The organism is Xylophilus sp. Leaf220 (genome assembly GCF_001421705.1).
In the GTDB taxonomy this organism is placed as follows: Bacteria; Pseudomonadota; Gammaproteobacteria; order Burkholderiales; family Burkholderiaceae_C; genus Xylophilus.
Genome location: NZ_LMKO01000006.1, coordinates 14,272 through 29,088, shown reverse-complemented (window position 1 = coordinate 29,088; position 14,817 = coordinate 14,272). Strand labels below are relative to the sequence as shown.

Annotated in this window: 13 protein-coding genes and 1 pseudogene; 3 read left to right on the top strand and 11 right to left on the bottom strand. The window is 71.6% G+C overall.

Translation table 11 applies throughout. The features are described 5' to 3' along the window. Window positions 1-11: 11 nt before the first annotated feature. A complete protein-coding gene (locus tag ASE76_RS07370; RefSeq protein ID WP_055837082.1) occupies window positions 12-962 on the bottom strand; it encodes a LysR family transcriptional regulator in 951 nt (316 codons plus the stop codon). Window positions 963-1,052: 90 nt separating this feature from the next. On the opposite strand from ASE76_RS07370, the gene ASE76_RS07365 reads away from it, so the two are divergent. Together ASE76_RS07365 and ASE76_RS07360 are read left to right on the top strand one after the other, a co-directional pair. Continuing rightward, window positions 1,053-2,066 (top strand): zinc-binding alcohol dehydrogenase family protein, encoded by a 1,014-nt coding sequence (locus ASE76_RS07365; RefSeq protein ID WP_055837079.1) that lies wholly within the window; start codon window positions 1,053-1,055, stop codon window positions 2,064-2,066. 159 nt (window positions 2,067-2,225) lie between these two features. Continuing rightward, window positions 2,226-3,677, top strand: coding sequence for an aldehyde dehydrogenase family protein (locus tag ASE76_RS07360; RefSeq protein WP_055837077.1), 1,452 nt, complete (start codon window positions 2,226-2,228; stop codon window positions 3,675-3,677). A gap of 52 nt (window positions 3,678-3,729) precedes the next feature. Here the strand turns inward: ASE76_RS07360 and ASE76_RS07355 are convergent, their stop codons facing one another. The 6 genes from ASE76_RS07355 to argS form a co-directional block, all read right to left on the bottom strand. Further along, window positions 3,730-5,331 carry an RNA polymerase factor sigma-54 gene (locus tag ASE76_RS07355; RefSeq protein ID WP_055837074.1) on the bottom strand — a complete coding sequence of 534 codons (1,602 nt, stop codon included), beginning with the start codon at window positions 5,329-5,331 and terminating at the stop codon, window positions 3,730-3,732. 118 nt (window positions 5,332-5,449) lie between these two features. Then, entirely contained in the window at window positions 5,450-6,256 is an 807-nt protein-coding gene (lptB, locus tag ASE76_RS07350; protein WP_082448157.1) for an LPS export ABC transporter ATP-binding protein, read from the bottom strand. Continuing rightward, window positions 6,253-6,897 (bottom strand): lipopolysaccharide transport periplasmic protein LptA, encoded by a 645-nt coding sequence (lptA, locus tag ASE76_RS07345; protein WP_055837071.1) that lies wholly within the window; start codon window positions 6,895-6,897, stop codon window positions 6,253-6,255. Before lptA ends, lptB begins: the two co-directional genes overlap by 4 nt. Window positions 6,898-7,062: 165 nt before the next feature. Beyond that, complete coding sequence (locus ASE76_RS07340) at window positions 7,063-7,722, bottom strand: thiol:disulfide interchange protein DsbA/DsbL (protein ID WP_055837067.1); 660 nt, start codon at window positions 7,720-7,722, stop codon at window positions 7,063-7,065. A 56-nt stretch (window positions 7,723-7,778) separates the two neighbouring features. After that, complete coding sequence (locus ASE76_RS07335) at window positions 7,779-8,573, bottom strand: SPOR domain-containing protein (RefSeq protein WP_236698373.1); 795 nt, start codon at window positions 8,571-8,573, stop codon at window positions 7,779-7,781. 38 nt (window positions 8,574-8,611) lie between these two features. After that, window positions 8,612-10,312, bottom strand: a complete 1,701-nt coding sequence (gene argS, locus ASE76_RS07330; protein ID WP_055837061.1) for an arginine--tRNA ligase — start codon at window positions 10,310-10,312, stop codon at window positions 8,612-8,614. Between the two features lie 143 nt (window positions 10,313-10,455). Here argS and ASE76_RS07325 point away from each other — a divergent pair, with 143 nt between their 5' ends. Continuing rightward, on the top strand, window positions 10,456-10,809 hold the full coding sequence (locus ASE76_RS07325; protein WP_055837058.1) for a PsiF family protein: 354 nt from the start codon (window positions 10,456-10,458) through the stop codon (window positions 10,807-10,809). Between the two features lie 186 nt (window positions 10,810-10,995). Here the strand turns inward: ASE76_RS07325 and ASE76_RS07320 are convergent, their stop codons facing one another. The 4 genes and pseudogenes from ASE76_RS07320 to ASE76_RS21140 all read right to left on the bottom strand — a co-directional run. Next, window positions 10,996-11,451: a DUF2214 family protein gene (locus ASE76_RS07320; RefSeq protein WP_055837055.1), complete on the bottom strand. Its 456-nt coding sequence runs from the start codon at window positions 11,449-11,451 to the stop codon at window positions 10,996-10,998. A 117-nt stretch (window positions 11,452-11,568) separates the two neighbouring features. Next, the gene (locus ASE76_RS07315) at window positions 11,569-12,264 is read right to left on the bottom strand and encodes an NAD(P)H-dependent oxidoreductase (protein ID WP_082448155.1); all 696 of its coding nucleotides are present in this window, start codon (window positions 12,262-12,264) and stop codon (window positions 11,569-11,571) included. A gap of 164 nt (window positions 12,265-12,428) precedes the next feature. Further along, the gene (locus tag ASE76_RS21145; RefSeq protein WP_255357271.1) at window positions 12,429-13,580 is read right to left on the bottom strand and encodes a CaiB/BaiF CoA-transferase family protein; all 1,152 of its coding nucleotides are present in this window, start codon (window positions 13,578-13,580) and stop codon (window positions 12,429-12,431) included. A gap of 297 nt (window positions 13,581-13,877) precedes the next feature. Next, a pseudogene (locus tag ASE76_RS21140) lies at window positions 13,878-14,585 on the bottom strand (hydroxymethylglutaryl-CoA lyase); the annotation flags it as partial. Between the last annotated feature and the right edge of the window lie 232 nt (window positions 14,586-14,817).

Here is a 14,817-nt window from a genome sequence, read left to right as displayed (position 1 = left end):
GGCTCGGTGCATTATGCGGAGCGGCCCGCCCGCTGCATCCGGGGTCGAACCCCGGGCCCGGCAGGGTCGGCCGGGGCGAAGCGCCGCGCCAGGAAGTCCACCAGCGCCCGCACCCGCGCAGGCACGAACCGGCCGCTGGGCAACAGGGCGTGCAGCGGGTAGGCCTCGGTCTGCCAGTCGGGCAGCAGCGGCACCAGGCGACCGGCCGCGATGTCGGCCTGCACGTCGATCGCCGATTTCAGCACCACGCCGTGGCCGGCGACGGCCCATTCGCGGGCCAGGCCGGCGTCGTCCACGCTGCGGTCGCCGTCGACCCGCACCTCCGTCCAGTGGCCGTCCCGGGCGAAGCGCCAGACCCGGTTGCGGCGACCGGCGCGGCGGAAGGTGATGCAGTTGTGGCACGCGAGGTCGGCCGGCACCGCCGGCGCCGGATGGCGCTGCAGATAGGCGGGCGCTGCGCAGAGGACCGGGTTGGCGTGCGCCAGCAGCCGCGCCACCAGCCGCGAATCGGCCAGGGCGCCGTAGCGGATCGCCACGTCCACCTCGTCGCGCAGCACGTCCAGCGGCCGGTCGCCCACCCGCAGGTCCAGCCGCACGCCGGGATGGTCCTGCAGGAATTCGGCGATCCACGGCTGCAGCACGGTGCGCGCCAGATCCGACGGCGCCGCCACCCGCAGCGTGCCGACCAGCGCGGCCCGGTCGTCGGCCACCTGGGCCGTGCCCTCGGCCAGCAGGTCGAAGGCGCGGTTGGCGTAGTCGAGCATCACCTGGCCTTGCGGGGTGAGCCGCATCACGCGGGTGGAGCGCTCGAACAGCCGCACGCCCAGCTGCGCCTCCAGCCGCTTCAGTGTGGCGCTGGCGGCGGCGGGCGTGATCTGCAGGGCCTGGGCCGCGGCGGTGAGGGTGCCGCCGCGGGCGGTGAGCACCAGCACCCGCAGGTCGGATAGATTTTCAATCTTCATTTGAAAATGATAGTGCTGCCGGGGGACTTATCAAACCGGGCTCTGGCATCGCAGAATGGTTGCATCGATCACCCCCTCACAGGACCCGCCATGAAAGCCGTAGGCTACCGCCATCCCCTCCCGATCACCGAACGCGCAGCCCTCGAGGACCTGCAGCTCCCCGACCCGACACCTGGCCCGCGCGACCTGCTGGTGCGGGTGCGGGCGGTGTCGGTCAACCCGGTCGACACCAAGGTGCGGCGCAGCACCGCGCCCGACGAGGGCAGCGCGGCCAAGGTGCTCGGCTGGGACGCGGTGGGCATCGTCGAGGCCATCGGCGCCGAGGTGCAGGGCTTCCAGGCCGGCGACCGGGTGTACTACGCCGGCTCCATCGTCCGGCCCGGCTGCAACAGCGAGCTGCACGCTGTCGATGCCCGCATCGCCGCGCTGGCGCCCACCACGCTCGACGACGCGCAGGCCGCCGCACTGCCGCTGACGACCATCACCGCGTACGAACTGCTCTTCGACCGTCTGGGCGTGCCCAAGGGCGGCGGCGCCGGGCAGACGCTGCTGGTGGTCGGCGGGGCGGGCGGCGTCGGCTCGATCCTGGTCCAGCTGGCCCGCACCCTGACGCAGCTGCGGGTGGTGGCGACCGCCTCGCGGCCCGAGACGCGCCAGTGGTGCCTGGACCTGGGCGCCCACCTGGTGATCGACCATACCCGCCCACTGGCAGAGGAACTGCGCGCCGCCGGCATCCCCGCGGTGGACCTGGTCGCCAGCCTGACGCACACCCAGCACCACTACGCCCAGATCGTCGAGGCCCTGAAGCCGCAGGGCAAGCTGGGCCTGATCGACGACATGGACGCGCTGGACGTCACCGCGCTCAAGCGCAAGGCGCTCTCGCTGCACTGGGAGCTGATGTTCACCCGGCCGATCTTCGACACGCCCGACATCGCCGAACAGGGCCGCCTGCTGGCCGAAGTGGCGGCGCTGGTCGATGCCGGCCGGGTGCGCACCACGCTGGCCGAGCACTTCGGCACCATCGACGCCGCCAACCTGAAGCGTGCGCATGCGCTGCTGGAGAGCGGCTCGGCGCGCGGCAAGGTGGTGCTGGAAGGATTCTGATCCGGCACGGACGGCACCGTGGGCGCCACCCGGGTTTCCTCCCGCCGGATTGCGCCGTGGGACATGCCGGCGTGCGCTCCCAGTCAAGCCGCCAGCGGCGCGGCTGCGTAGCATGGGAGGCTCCCCAACCCGATCCCGTCCACCCAGGAGACACGGCCCATGTCCACCATTTCCATGCTCGTCGGCGGCCAGCCCCGTCCTGCCGGCAACGGCGCCACCTTCACCCGCAAGAACCCGCTCGACGGCCAGGTGGCGACCACCGCCCCGGCGGCCACGCCCGACGACGCCCGCGCCGCGGTCGATGCGGCGGCGCAGGCCTTTCCCGCCTGGGCCGCGCTGGGCCCCGGCGCCCGGCGCGCGCTGCTGATCAAGGCCTCGGCCGCGCTGGAGGCCAAGGGCGAGGCGTTCGCCGCCGCCATGGCCGCCGAGACCGGTGCCTCCGGCATGTGGGCCGGCTTCAACGTGCACCTGGCCGCGGGCATGCTGCTGGAAGCGGCGGCGCTCACCACCCAGGTGGGCGGCGAGCAGATCCCTTCGGACGTGCCGGGCAGCCTGTCGCTGGCGGTGCGCCAGCCGGCAGGCGTGGTGCTGGGCATCGCGCCCTGGAACGCACCGGTGATCCTGGGCGTGCGCGCCATCGCCACGCCGCTGGCCTGCGGCAACACGGTGGTGCTGAAGGGCTCCGAACTCTGCCCGCAGACCCACGGCCTGATCGTCGAGGCGCTGCAGGAGGCCGGCCTGCCGCCGGGCGTGGTCAACTTCGTCACCAACGCCCCGGCCGACGCGGCCGCGGTGGTCGAGGCGATGGTGGCCCACCCCGCGCTGCGGCGGGTCAACTTCACCGGCTCCACCCACGTCGGCCGGCTGATCGCGCAGACCTGCGCCCGGTACCTGAAGCCCGCGGTGCTGGAGCTGGGCGGCAAGGCGCCCTTCGTGGTGCTGGACGACGCCGACATCGCCGCCGCGGTGGATGCCGCCGCCTTCGGCTCCTTCGCCAACTCGGGCCAGATCTGCATGTCGACCGAGCGGATCGTGGTCGATGCGAAGGTGGCCGACGCCTTCGCCGAAGCCTTCGCCGCCAAGGCCCGCACCCTGCCGCTGGGCGATCCGCGCCAGGGCCCGGTGGTGCTGGGCTCGGTGGTGGACATGGCGACGGTCGAGCGCTGCAACCGCATGGTCGACGACGCGCTGGCCAAGGGCGCCACCCTGCTCTGCGGCGGCAAGGCCGACAGCACGCTGATGCCCGCCACCGTGCTCGACCACGTCACCCGCGAGATGGAGATCTACCACGAGGAATCCTTCGGCCCGGTCAAGCCCATCGTGCGGGTGGACGGCACCGAGGCCGCCATCGCCTGCGCCAACGACAACCCGTTCGGCCTGTCGGCCGCGGTGTTCGGCCGCGACGTGGCCCGGGCCTGGCAGGTGGCGCGCCGGATCGAGTCGGGCATCTGCCACGTCAACGGCCCCACGGTGCACGACGAGGCGCAGATGCCCTTCGGCGGGGTGAAGGATTCGGGCTGGGGCCGTTTCGGCGGCAAGGCGGGGATCGAGGCGTTCACCGAGCTGCGCTGGATCACGCTGCAGATGGGCGAGCGGCACTACCCGTTCTGACCCGCGGCACTGTGCGGCGGACGGCGGCGAGTGGCCCGCTGCCGCCTGGGCCCTAGAGCGCCTTGCGCAGGTTGGCCGGCGCGATGCGCAGCGCCTCGCGGTACTTGGCCACGGTGCGGCGGGCGCATTCGATGCCCTGCTCCTTGAGCATCTCGGAGATCTGGCTGTCCGACAGCGGCTTGGCCGGGCTTTCCGACGAGACGAACTGCTTGATCAGCGCTCGCACCGCGGTGCTCGACGCGTTGCCGCCGGTCTCGGTGCCCAGCGCCGAGCCGAAGAAGTACTTCAGCTCGAAGGTGCCGTAGGGCGTCGACATGTACTTGGCGGTGGTGACGCGGCTGATGGTCGACTCGTGCAGGCCCAGCTCGTCGGCGATCTCGCGCAGCACCAGCGGGCGCATCGCCAGCTCGCCGTGCACGAAGAAGGCCTTCTGCCGCTCGACGATGGCGTTGGAGACCCGCAGGATGGTGTCGAAGCGCTGCTGGATGTTCTTGATGAACCAGCGCGCTTCCTGCAGCCGCTGCTGCAGCGCCTGGCTGTTCTGGCCCTTGTGCTGGCGCAGCGCGTTGGCGTAGATGTCGTGCACCCGCAGCCGGGGCATCACATCGCCGTTGAGCTGCACCTGGAAGCGCACGTTGGTGCCGCGGCCGATGCGGCGCACCAGCACGTCGGGCACGACCACGTTGCGCTCCACGTCGACGAAGCGGCGGCCGGGCTTGGGCTCCAGCCGGGCGATCAGCGCCATCGCGGTACGGGTGGTCTCGTCGCTGGCGCCGCAGAGCGCGGTCAGGCGCTTGACGTCGCGCCGGGCCAGCAGCTCCATCGGCTGGGCGCAGATGCGCAGGGCGGCGTCGAGCACCGCCGGATCGCTCGCGTCGTCGTCGCCGGCGTCTTTCAGGGCCTGCAGCTGCAGCGTCAGGCATTCGCGCAGATCCCGCGCGCCGACGCCGGTCGGGTCCAGGTGCTGCAGCAGGCGCAGGGCGACGGTGAAGCGGTGGACCAGCTCGTCCACGTCGTCGGCATGCTCCTCGCCGGCCCCGGCCAGGCCCAGGGCCAGCGAGGGCAGCGAGTCCTCCAGGTAGCCGTCGTCGTTCAAGGATTCGATCAGGAAGCGCAGCGCCGCGCTGTCGAGCGGCGACAGGCGCAGCGACAGCGCCTGCCGGTGCAGATGCGACTGCAGCGATTCCTGGCTGCGCGCCAGCTCGGTCGCATCGACCTCGCCGTCGTCGCCCAGGTTGTTCTTGCGGGCCGGCGCATCGCCGCCCCATTCGCCGTCGTCGGGCGCGGTGTCGGTGCCGCCGTCGCCGTCCCAGCTGGGCTCGTCCTCGCCGATGCTGCGCTCGGTGTCGGACGCGGCTGCATCGTCATTCGTGGCCGTAGCCGTGGTGGAATCCCGACTGTCTGCTATCGAATAAGGAGCATCTTCGGCGGCCACCGGCCCCTCGTCGGGCGCCGGCGTGTCGGCCTGCGCCACGCCGAACTCTTCCCGCGGCGCCTCGTCCTGCGTGACTTCCAGGAACGGGTTGTCGTCGAGCATCTGCTCGACCTCCTGGCTCAGCTCCAGCGTCGACAGCTGCAGCAGCCGGATCGACTGCTGCAGCTGCGGCGTCAGCGCCAGGTGCTGCGACACTCGGAGGGAAAGCCCTTGTTTCACAGGCCTTTCGCCCCCCAGGCTGCGCACTCCGTGCTACGCCTACCCCCCACAGGGGGGCGCAGCCAGCGGCCCGGCGAAGCCGGTTCCGCGGCGGCCCTGAAAGAAAAAACGCCGGCCATCACATCCTGAAGTGTTCGCCGAGGTAGACGCGGCGCACGTCGGCGTTTTCCACGATCTCGGCAGGCGTGCCCTGGGCCAGCACTTCGCCGTCGCTGATGATGAAGGCGTGGTCGCAGATGCCCAGGGTTTCGCGCACGTTGTGGTCGGTGATCAGCACGCCGATGCCGCGGTCGCGCAGGAATCCGATGATCCGCTGGATCTCGATCACCGCGATCGGGTCGATGCCGGCGAAAGGCTCGTCCAGCAGGATGAAGCGCGGCTGGGTGGCCAGGGCACGGGCGATCTCGACCCGGCGGCGCTCGCCGCCCGAGAGGGCCAGCGCGGGCGAATCGCGCAGGTGGTCGACCCGCAGGTCGGCCAGCAGCGCGTCCAGGCGGCGCTCGATCTCGGGCTTCTTCAGCGCGCGGCCGTCCTCGTCCTCCTGCAGCTCCAGCACGGCGCGCACGTTGTCCTGCACCGAGAGCTTGCGGAAGATCGACGCCTCCTGCGGCAGGTACGACAGGCCGAGCCGCGAACGGCGGTGGATCGGCAGGCGGCCGATCGGCTGGCCGTCGATCCGGATGTCGCCGCCGTCGGAGCGCACCAGGCCCACGATCATGTAGAACGAGGTGGTCTTGCCGGCGCCGTTGGGGCCGAGCAGCCCGACCACCTCGCCCTTCTGCACCGACAGCGACACGTCCTTGACCACCGTGCGGCTGCCGTAGGCCTTGCGCAGGTGCAGCGCCTCCAGCTTGCTCTGCGGTGCGGAAGCAGAGCCGCTCCCGCCGGGGGCGCGGGGCCCGGCGTCCAGGGTCGGCTCGATCATTGGGGGGCCCCGTCCAGGGTGGTGCTCTGGCGCAGCGCGGGGGCCGCGGCGCCGGCGGGCGGCGTGGCGGCGGGCTTGGCACCGGGGCCGTCGCCGCGCGGCGAGAGTACCGCGCGCACCCGGCCGCCGGGCGAGGCCTTGGCGTCGTTCTGCTTGTTGCCGTCCACGGTGAACACGTCGGTGATGTTGTTGTAGACGATCACGTCGCCGCGCACGTCGTCGTTGACGGTGTTGCCGGCCAGGCGCCGCATCTCGGCACGGCGGATGAACTTGACGTTGTCCGCGCGGCCGTCGTATTCAATGGTCTCGCCCTCGCCCTCGATGAACTCGTCGGGCGCACCGGCCGCGGTGTCGCGCTTCTGCTTGAAGTAGGCACGCTTGCCGGCGTCGGCCCAGACGGTGCCGTACTGGTAGCCCTCGGCGTCCTGTCGCACTTCCAGCCGGGCGCCGCGGATGATGATGGTGCCCTTGGTCATCACCACGTTGCCGGTGAAGACGCTGGTCTGCTTCAGGTCGTCGTGCCGCAGGGCGTCGGCCTCGATGTTGGCGGGCTTGGTGCGGTCGGCTTTCTCGGCCTGGGCCAGGCCCGAAGCGCAGAGGGCCAGGACACCGAGGGCGAAGGATGCAAAAAGCTGTTTCATAAGGGCACGAATCTTGCAGTCATTGTATGCCGCGCAGGCCCCGCGCCTACGCCCGGAGGGCAGGTTTATCGTACGGGGGAATCGCAAACGCGAAGGCCCGCGCGATGCGGGCCTGTCGGTGTGTGCCCGGCCGCCGCCGGCACGGCGGCAGCGGGCGGTGGCCCGTCAGCGGGTCTTGCGGGCGTCGGCGATCAGGTAGTCTGCCACGGTCAGCGCGCGCTCCATGCTGCCGGCCATGCTGCCGTCGGTGTAGTACTTGCCGGCGATACCCAGGGCCGGCACGCCTTCGAGCTTGTACTGGTCCTGCAGCTGCACCGCCCGCTTGGCCTTGGCCGCGACAGAGAACGAGTTGTAGGTCTCGACGAACTTCGCCTTGTCTACGCCCTGCTTGGCGACCCAGTCGGCGATCGGGCCGTCGGTGGCGATCTTCTGGCGCTCGTTGTGGATCGCGTTGAAGACCTTGCCGTGCAGCTCGGGAATCTTGCCCATGGCTTCGAGCGCGTAGTAGAGCTTCTGCTGCGGCGCGAAGTCGTCGCGGAAGGCGATCGGCACCCGGCGCACTACCACGTCGGCGGGCTGGGCCTTGGCCCAGCGCTCGAAGGCCGGCTCGAAGGCGTTGCAGTGCGGGCAGCTGTACCAGAAGAACTCGATCACCTCGATCTTGCCCGGTGCCGTGTCGACGGTGGCGGGCTTCTCGAGCTTGAGGTAGTCCTTGCCGGCCTGCGGCGGCTTGCCCTGGGCGTGGGCGGATGTCGTCCAGCCGAGCGGCAGCGCGGTGGCGGCCAGGGAGGCGGCGGAGGACAGGGTGAGGTCGCGGCGATTCATCAACATGGACAGGGTTTCTCCTTGAACGGGTCTGAGGGCGCGGAAGCGCAAAAAGTTCAGCGCTGCACGCGCACCAGCGTCGAATCCATGCCGGCGGTGTCGAGCTTCTCTTTCAGGCGGTCGGCATCGTCGCGGCGGGTGAAGGGGCCGACGCGCACGCGGTAGACGGTGCGGCCGGCCTGCTCGCGCTCGGTGACCCGCGCTTCCCAGCCCATGATCGCCAGGCGTGCGCGCTGGGCGTCGGCGTCGTCGTTGCTGCGGAAGGCGCCGGCCTGGATGAAGTAGTCGAACGGCTCGGCGGTGGCCTGGGCGGCGGCACCGGTGGCGGCCGCGCCGCTGGTGGCCGCGGCGGCGGGCGCGGCCGAGGCGACGGCCTGGCCGGTGCCGGCCTGCGGCGCGCGGGCGGCGCGGGCCGCGGCCAGGTCGCCCAGCGGGTCGGAGGACGCCGGCTTGGCCGCGGCGGCGGCGCGCGCGGCCGGGCCGGGCGGCGGCTCGGGCACGGCCACCGGGGCCACGGTGGTGCCGGGCGCCTGCGGCGGGGTGACGCCCTGGGCGGCGGCGCCCACGGTGCCGGCCACGCCGGTGCTGCCGGGCGGCGGCCGCACGCCGCGCTTGTTGGCCAGGGCCGAGTTGGGGTCCCAGTCGCGGTTCTTCTGCGCCTCGACCGCGTCCATGTCGGCGCTGCGGTTGGCGTTGCGGTTCAGGAAGGGCACCGGCACCTTGGTCACGTAGACGGCCACCGCCAGGGCGGCGCCCAGGCCCAGCATGACGCCGATGATGATGCCGAGGAAGGTGCCGCCCCGCTGTGGGTGCCGCATCCGCTCCGCCCGCTGCCCGTGTGCGCTCCGCATTGCCTGTCCTCTGCTTGTCATGGGGTGTCGGAACCGTTTCACATCTTCTGCGGCGCCGACACGCCGAGGATCGCCAAGCCATTGTGCAGCACCTGCGCCACCGCGGCGACCAGCGCCAGGCGGGCGTTCTTGGTGGCTTCGTCGTCGACCAGGATGCGCTCGGCGTCGTAGTAGCTGTGGTAGGCCGCGGCCAGGTCGCGCAGGTAGAAGGTGACGTCGTGCGGCGCGAAGTGGGTGGCCGCGTCGGTTAGCATCGCCGGGTACTTGGCCAGCTGCAGCATCAGCGCCTGGGCGGCCGGCGTGTCGAGCGGCGCCAGGTCGGCGTGCGGCAGCCAGCCGCGGTCGCCGCCCCAGGCGGCGAGCACCGACGAGATGCGGGCGTGGGCGTACTGCACGTAGTACACCGGGTTCTCGTTGTTCTGGGCCACCGCCAGGTCGATGTCGAAGGTGTATTCGGTATCGGGCTTGCGGGAGAGCAAAAAGAAGCGGACCGCGTCGGTGCTGGTCCACTCGATCAGGTCGCGCAGGGTGACGTAGCTGCCGGCGCGCTTGCTGATCTTGACCTCTTCGCCGCCCTTGACCACCCGCACCATCGTGTGCAGCACGTAGTCGGGATAGCCCTGCGGGATGCCGACGTCGGCCGCCTGCAGACCGGCGCGCACCCGGGCGATGGTGCCGTGGTGGTCGGTGCCCTGGATGTTGACCACCGTGCGGTAGCCGCGCTCCCATTTGGAGATGTGGTAGGCCACGTCGGGCACGAAGTAGGTGAAGGAGCCGTCGGTCTTCTTCATGACCCGGTCCTTGTCGTCGCCGTAGTCGGTGCTCTTCAGCCAGAGCGCGCCGTCCTGCTCGAACGTCTTGCCGTTGGCGACCAGGCGGTCGACCGTGCGCTGCACCCGGCCGCTGGTGTAGAGGCTCGATTCCAGGTAGTACTCGTCGAAGGCCAGGTTGAAGGCCTGCAGGTCCTTGTCCTGCTCGTGGCGCAGGTAGGCGACGGCGAAGTCGCGGATCGCGTCGATGTCGTCCGCGTCGCCGCTGGCGGTGGTGGCGCGGTCGCTGGCCTGCACCGTCTTGCCGGCCAGGAAGTCGTCGGCGATGTCCTGGATGTACTCGCCGTTGTAGAAGCCCTTGCTGGCCGGATCGGCCGGGTCGGTGGGCCAGCAGGCGTCGCCCGGCTTGAAGCCCTTGGCGCGCAGCTGGGTGCTGCGGGCGAGCGTCTGGATCTGCACGCCGGCGTCGTTGTAGTAGTACTCGCGGTGGACCGCGCGACCCTGCGTCGTCAGCAGGTTGCAGATCGCGTCGCCGAGGGCCGCCTGGCGGCCGTGGCCCACGTGGAGCGGGCCGGTGGGGTTGGCCGAGACGAACTCGACCAGCACCCGGTCTTCGGGCCGCACCGGCTGCGCGCCGTAGCCGGCGCCGGCCGAGAGCACCTCGCGCACCGTCTGCTGCTTGGCCTGCGGCGTCAGGCGGATGTTGAGGAAGCCGGGGCCGGCCAGCTCGACGGCCGATGTCCAGCGGGCGAAGGCGGGCGTGGCCAGCAGCGCGGCGCGCAGCGCCTCGCCTACCTGGCGCGGGTTCTGGCCCAGCGGCTTGGCGAGCTGCATGGCCGCGGTGGTGGCGAGGTCGCCGTGCGCCGCCACCTTGGGGGATTCGAAGACGGCCCGGGCACCGGCGCCGGGCAGCAGTTGTTCCAGCGCGTCGGCCAGGGCCGCGAGCAGATCGTGTTTGACGGAGAGCATCCGGCGATTTTAGGGTGCGGCCCCCGCGCCCCGCGGACGGCTTTGCGGGACACTGGCGGCGGCGTCATCCCCGCGCGCGGGCACGGCGTTATGCAGCGGGCTTCGCCGAGGCCCGCAGACCCCCCAACCGTTGCAGGAAAACCATGAAAACCACCAAGACGACACTGCTCACCCTGGCCGCCGGCCTGGCGCTCTCCCTGGCTTCTGCGGTGCACGCCGCCGACGCGCCTGCGGCGGCCGCGGCCCCGGCGGCCACGACCGCCTCCGCCAAGCCCAAGACCGCCCAGCAGGAAAAGATGGCGACCTGCAACACCGAGGCCACCGGCAAGAAGGGCGACGAGCGCAAGGCCTTCATGAAGGAATGCCTTGGCGCCGCCAAGGTGACCCAGCAGGACAAGATGAAGACCTGCAACGCCGACGCCAAGACCCAGGCCCTGAAGGGCGACGCCCGCAAGAGCTTCATGAGCGAGTGCCTGAAGAACAAGCCGGCCGCCTGAGCGCCCGACGCGTGCGGCACGCTATCTAATTCATAGCTGATTGCCGGCGAACAGCAAGCATTTCAACAACGAAAGCACTCAAAGGGCTTGCTGGACGCCGACCCGCTGCTATCGATTTTGAAAGCACGAAACCCCGCACCGCCTGCCGGCCGTGCGGGGTTTCGTTTTGCGGCGCAGCGCCCGGCGCTACTTGACGCCGAAGCCCCGTGCCAGGAAGGTCGCGGCGAGCGGGATCAGCGGCAGCAGGTGGGCCTGCACCATCACCAGCCGGCGGGTGGCGGCGATCTCGGTGGCACCGGGCAATGCGCCGCCCGCCTTCTGCACCCGTGCCCAGCGGCGGAAGGTGAGCGTCGGCTTGATCGAGACCAGCGCGATCGCCACGAACAGGCCCACCTTGGCGTGCAGCAGCCAGTTGGCGCCGTAGTAGGCCGGGCCCTTGACGCCCCAGACGATGCGCGCCACGCCGGTCGCCAGCACCAGTACCGCGGCGATGCCGTAGACCAGGTCGATCTTCGCCAGCCGCGCCACCACCTTGGCGTTGAGCCAGTCGGCCCGGCACAGCGCCGCCTCGCTCGCGACGAAGACCACCATCGTCAGGATGGCCAGCAGGTGCAGGTAGGCGAGGATGGATTCGAGGACCATGGAGTTCTTTTCTCGTGGGGTGCGGCCAAAGCGGCCTGCGCCGGCCGACTGTAATCGGCCCCGAGAAAAATAGACCCTTCGCCGTGCGGCACCGCCCGCCCGGCGCGCCCGGCCCGGTCAGACCTGCGAGACGAACTGTTCGCGCGGGCGGCGTACCTTCTCCAGGTGCACCAGCCAGTCCTTGTCGGCCAGGCGGTAGCCCAGCGGCAGGATCGCGACGCTGCGCAGGCCCTTGGCGCGCAGGCCCAGGATGGCGTCGAGCGCGTCGGGGTCGAAGCCCTCCATCGGCGTGCTGTCGACTTCCTCGTAGGCGGCGGCGATCAGCGAGGCGCCGAGCGCGATGTAGGCCTGCCGCGCCGCATGGGCGTAGTTGACCTCGGCGCCGCGCTGCGGGTAGGTGGCGAGCAACTGGGCGCGGTATTTCTCCCAGCCCTCGTTGCGGATGCCGCGCACTTCGTTGGTCAGGTCGAACATCGCGTTGATCCGCTCGGCGGTGTAGTCGTCCCAGGCCGCGAAGACCAGCAGGTGCGAGCTGTCGGTCACCTGCGCCTGGTTCCAGGCGATCGCCTTGATCTTCTCGCGGACCGCGGCGTCGGCCACCACCAGCAGCTCGAACGGCTGCAGCCCGCTGGAGGTGGGCGCGAGGCGCGCGGCCTCGACGATCCGGTCGACCTTCTCCGGGGCGACCTTGCGGGCCGGGTCCATCGCCTTGGTGGCGTAGCGCCAGTGCAGGCGGTCGAGCAGGTCGGCGGCGTCGGGCGTGGCCGATGGGGACGGCGCGGCGGAAGCGGAAGCGGAGGCGGTGTTGGACATGTTTTTTCCTCGGTGTTGGACCCTCGGAATTATCGAAGCCGGTGCCCGCTGGCGCAGCATGCGGCGGGGCAACCCAGCGTTTCCGCCGTCGCAACAATGGGCGCCGCGACAGCCTGCGAAACACCCTCCCGCGGCGCACCGCGGCAGCCGTGCCGCCGGTGCGCCTACTGCACGATGGCGCGCGACCGGAACGCGGCGATCTCGGCCTCGCCGTAGCCCGCCTCCCGCAGCAGCGCGTCGGTGTGCTCGCCCACCCGGGGCGGCTGCTCGTGGATCTGCGGCTGGGCGCCGTCGAGGGTGAAGGGCAGCAGCGGCACCCGGGACATCCGCCCGTCGTTCATCCGGATCGGCGCCAGGCCGCCGGTGGCGGCGAGGTGCGGATCGTCGAACAGCTGCTCGGGCCGGGTGATCGGCGCGAACGGCAGGCCCTCGGCCTCGAACACCGCCGCCAGGTCGGCCGCGTCGCGGTCGGCCAGGTGGGCGCGCAGCTGGGGCATCAGCCAGTCGCGGGCCTGCACCCGGTCGTTGTTGGTGGACAGGCGCGGATCGTCCCGCAGCGCGGTCAGGCCGAAGGCGCGGCAGAAGACGGCCCACTGCCGGTCGCTCACCACCGCCAGGAAGATCTGCTCGCCGCCCCGCACGGTGAAGACGTCGTAGATCGCCCAGGCCGAGATGCGGCTCGGCATCGGCGCTGCCGGCTTGCCGGTGGCGGCGAACTGCATCATGTGCTGGCCGACGAGGAAGACGTTGTTCTCGAAGAGCGACGCCTGCACCTCGCAGCCGGCGCCGGTCTTCTCGCGCTGGGCCAGCGCGGCCATCGCGCCGATGGCGCCGAACATGCCGCCCATGATGTCGTTGACGCTGGTGCCGGCGCGCAGCGGATCGCCGGGGCGTCCGGTCATGTAGGCCAGCCCGCCCATCATCTGCACCACCTCGTCGAGCGCGGTGCGGTGCTCGTACGGGCCGGGCAGGAAGCCCTTGTGGCTGACGTAGACGATGCGCGGATCGCGCGCCTTCAGCGCCGCGTAGCCCAGGCCCAGCCGGTCCATCACGCCGGGCTTGAAGTTCTCGCTGACGACGTCGGCCGTCGCGATCAGCCGCAGCGCCGCCGCCACGCCCTCGGACTGCTTCAGGTCGAGCGCGATGCTCTTCTTGTTGCGGTTGAACATCGGGAAGAAGCCCGCGCCCGAGCCGAGCAGGGTGCGGGTGGTGTCGCCGCCGATCGGCTCGATCTTGATCACCTCGGCCCCCAGGTCGGCCAGCAGCATGCCGCAGGTCGGGCCCATGACCATGTGGGTGAACTCGACGACGCGGATGCCGGCGTAGGGGAGTGGCCGGCTGTCGGGTGCATCGGCCCCGGACGCACTTGCACCGACGTCGAGCGACCACCGCGGGTCCGGCTCCGCCGGCCCGCCGGTGGTGCCCCCGGCAGGGGGTTGGCGAAGCGACACGGAGTGCTCGGAGCCTGGGGGTGAGCCGATAAATCCGCGCGGCAGGCCCGCCTCCGGCGCCATGCCGTAGACCGGCTCGCCGGGCAGCCCGGCCCTCAGCGGCGCGCGGGCGGCGAACAGTTTTTCGAGGTCGATTCCGGTGCGCACGCCCATCGCCTCGAACATGAAGACCAGGTCCTCGGTCACCACGTTCCCCGAGGCGCCCGGTGCGTAGGGGCAGCCGCCCAGGCCGCCGAGCGAGCTGTCGAAGGTGCGCACGCCCTCCTCCCACGCGGCCAGGCAGTTGGCCAGGCCCAGGCCGCGGGTGTTGTGCATGTGGGCGGCGCCGGCATGGGCGCCGATCTCGGCCCGCAGCCGGCGGAACAGGCGCCGCACCTGCGCCGGGTTGGCGTAGCCCACCGTGTCCGACAGGCCCGCCTCTTCGGCACCGGCGGCGATGCACTGCGCGGCCAGGCGGATCACCTCGTCCTCCGGCACGTCGCCCTGCAGGGTGCAGCCGAAGGCGGTGGAGAGGCCGGCCTCCAGGCGCACGCCCGGCGCCACCGCGTCGCGCAGCCGGGCGACGGCACGCAGCTCTTCGACCATCTCCTCGCGGGTCTTTTTCACGTTGGCCAGCGAATGGGCGGCGCTGGCGGATACCGGCATCGTCAGCTTGTGCACGCCGGCCGCCAGCGCCGCCTCGGCGCCGCGCAGGTTGGGCACCAGCGCCATCACGGTGACGCCGGGGTGGGACACCGCATGCCGCACCACCGCCGCCGCATCGGCCATCTGCGGCAGCAGCCGGGCGGGGACGAAGGAGGCGACCTCGATCTCGCGCACGCCGGCGGCGACCAGGGCGTCGATCCAGCGGAGCTTGTCGGCGGTGGGCATCGTGGCCGCGACCGATTGCAGGCCGTCGCGCGGGCCGACCTCGCTGATCAGGACATCGGTGGACGGGGCGGACGGCGGCGGGACGGAGGGGGTCATGGAACTCCAGGCGATTCGGGCGACGGCGGCACGGCGCCAGGGTCGGCTTTCGGGCGGCGTCGTGGGCGGGAAGCGGCGACATGCGAGCGGAGCCGCGACAGGTCCGGCGGTGCGGGCGGCGGCCTGTGCGGCGAGG

Excerpts from the sequence above, each read along its gene's own strand:
- ASE76_RS07370 (WP_055837082.1), bottom strand. The coding sequence starts at position 962 with ATGAAGATTGAAAATCTATCCGACCTGCGGGTGCTGGTGCTCACCGCC.
- ASE76_RS07365 (WP_055837079.1), top strand. The coding sequence starts at position 1,053 with ATGAAAGCCGTAGGCTACCGCCATCCCCTCCCGATCACCGAACGCGCA.
- ASE76_RS07360 (WP_055837077.1), top strand. The coding sequence starts at position 2,226 with ATGTCCACCATTTCCATGCTCGTCGGCGGCCAGCCCCGTCCTGCCGGC.
- lptB (WP_082448157.1), bottom strand. The coding sequence starts at position 6,256 with ATGATCGAGCCGACCCTGGACGCCGGGCCCCGCGCCCCCGGCGGGAGC.
- lptA (WP_055837071.1), bottom strand. The coding sequence starts at position 6,897 with ATGAAACAGCTTTTTGCATCCTTCGCCCTCGGTGTCCTGGCCCTCTGC.
- ASE76_RS07340 (WP_055837067.1), bottom strand. The coding sequence starts at position 7,722 with ATGAATCGCCGCGACCTCACCCTGTCCTCCGCCGCCTCCCTGGCCGCC.
- ASE76_RS07335 (WP_236698373.1), bottom strand. The coding sequence starts at position 8,573 with ATGCGGAGCGCACACGGGCAGCGGGCGGAGCGGATGCGGCACCCACAG.
- argS (WP_055837061.1), bottom strand. The coding sequence starts at position 10,312 with ATGCTCTCCGTCAAACACGATCTGCTCGCGGCCCTGGCCGACGCGCTG.
- ASE76_RS07325 (WP_055837058.1), top strand. The coding sequence starts at position 10,456 with ATGAAAACCACCAAGACGACACTGCTCACCCTGGCCGCCGGCCTGGCG.
- ASE76_RS07320 (WP_055837055.1), bottom strand. The coding sequence starts at position 11,451 with ATGGTCCTCGAATCCATCCTCGCCTACCTGCACCTGCTGGCCATCCTG.
- ASE76_RS07315 (WP_082448155.1), bottom strand. The coding sequence starts at position 12,264 with ATGTCCAACACCGCCTCCGCTTCCGCTTCCGCCGCGCCGTCCCCATCG.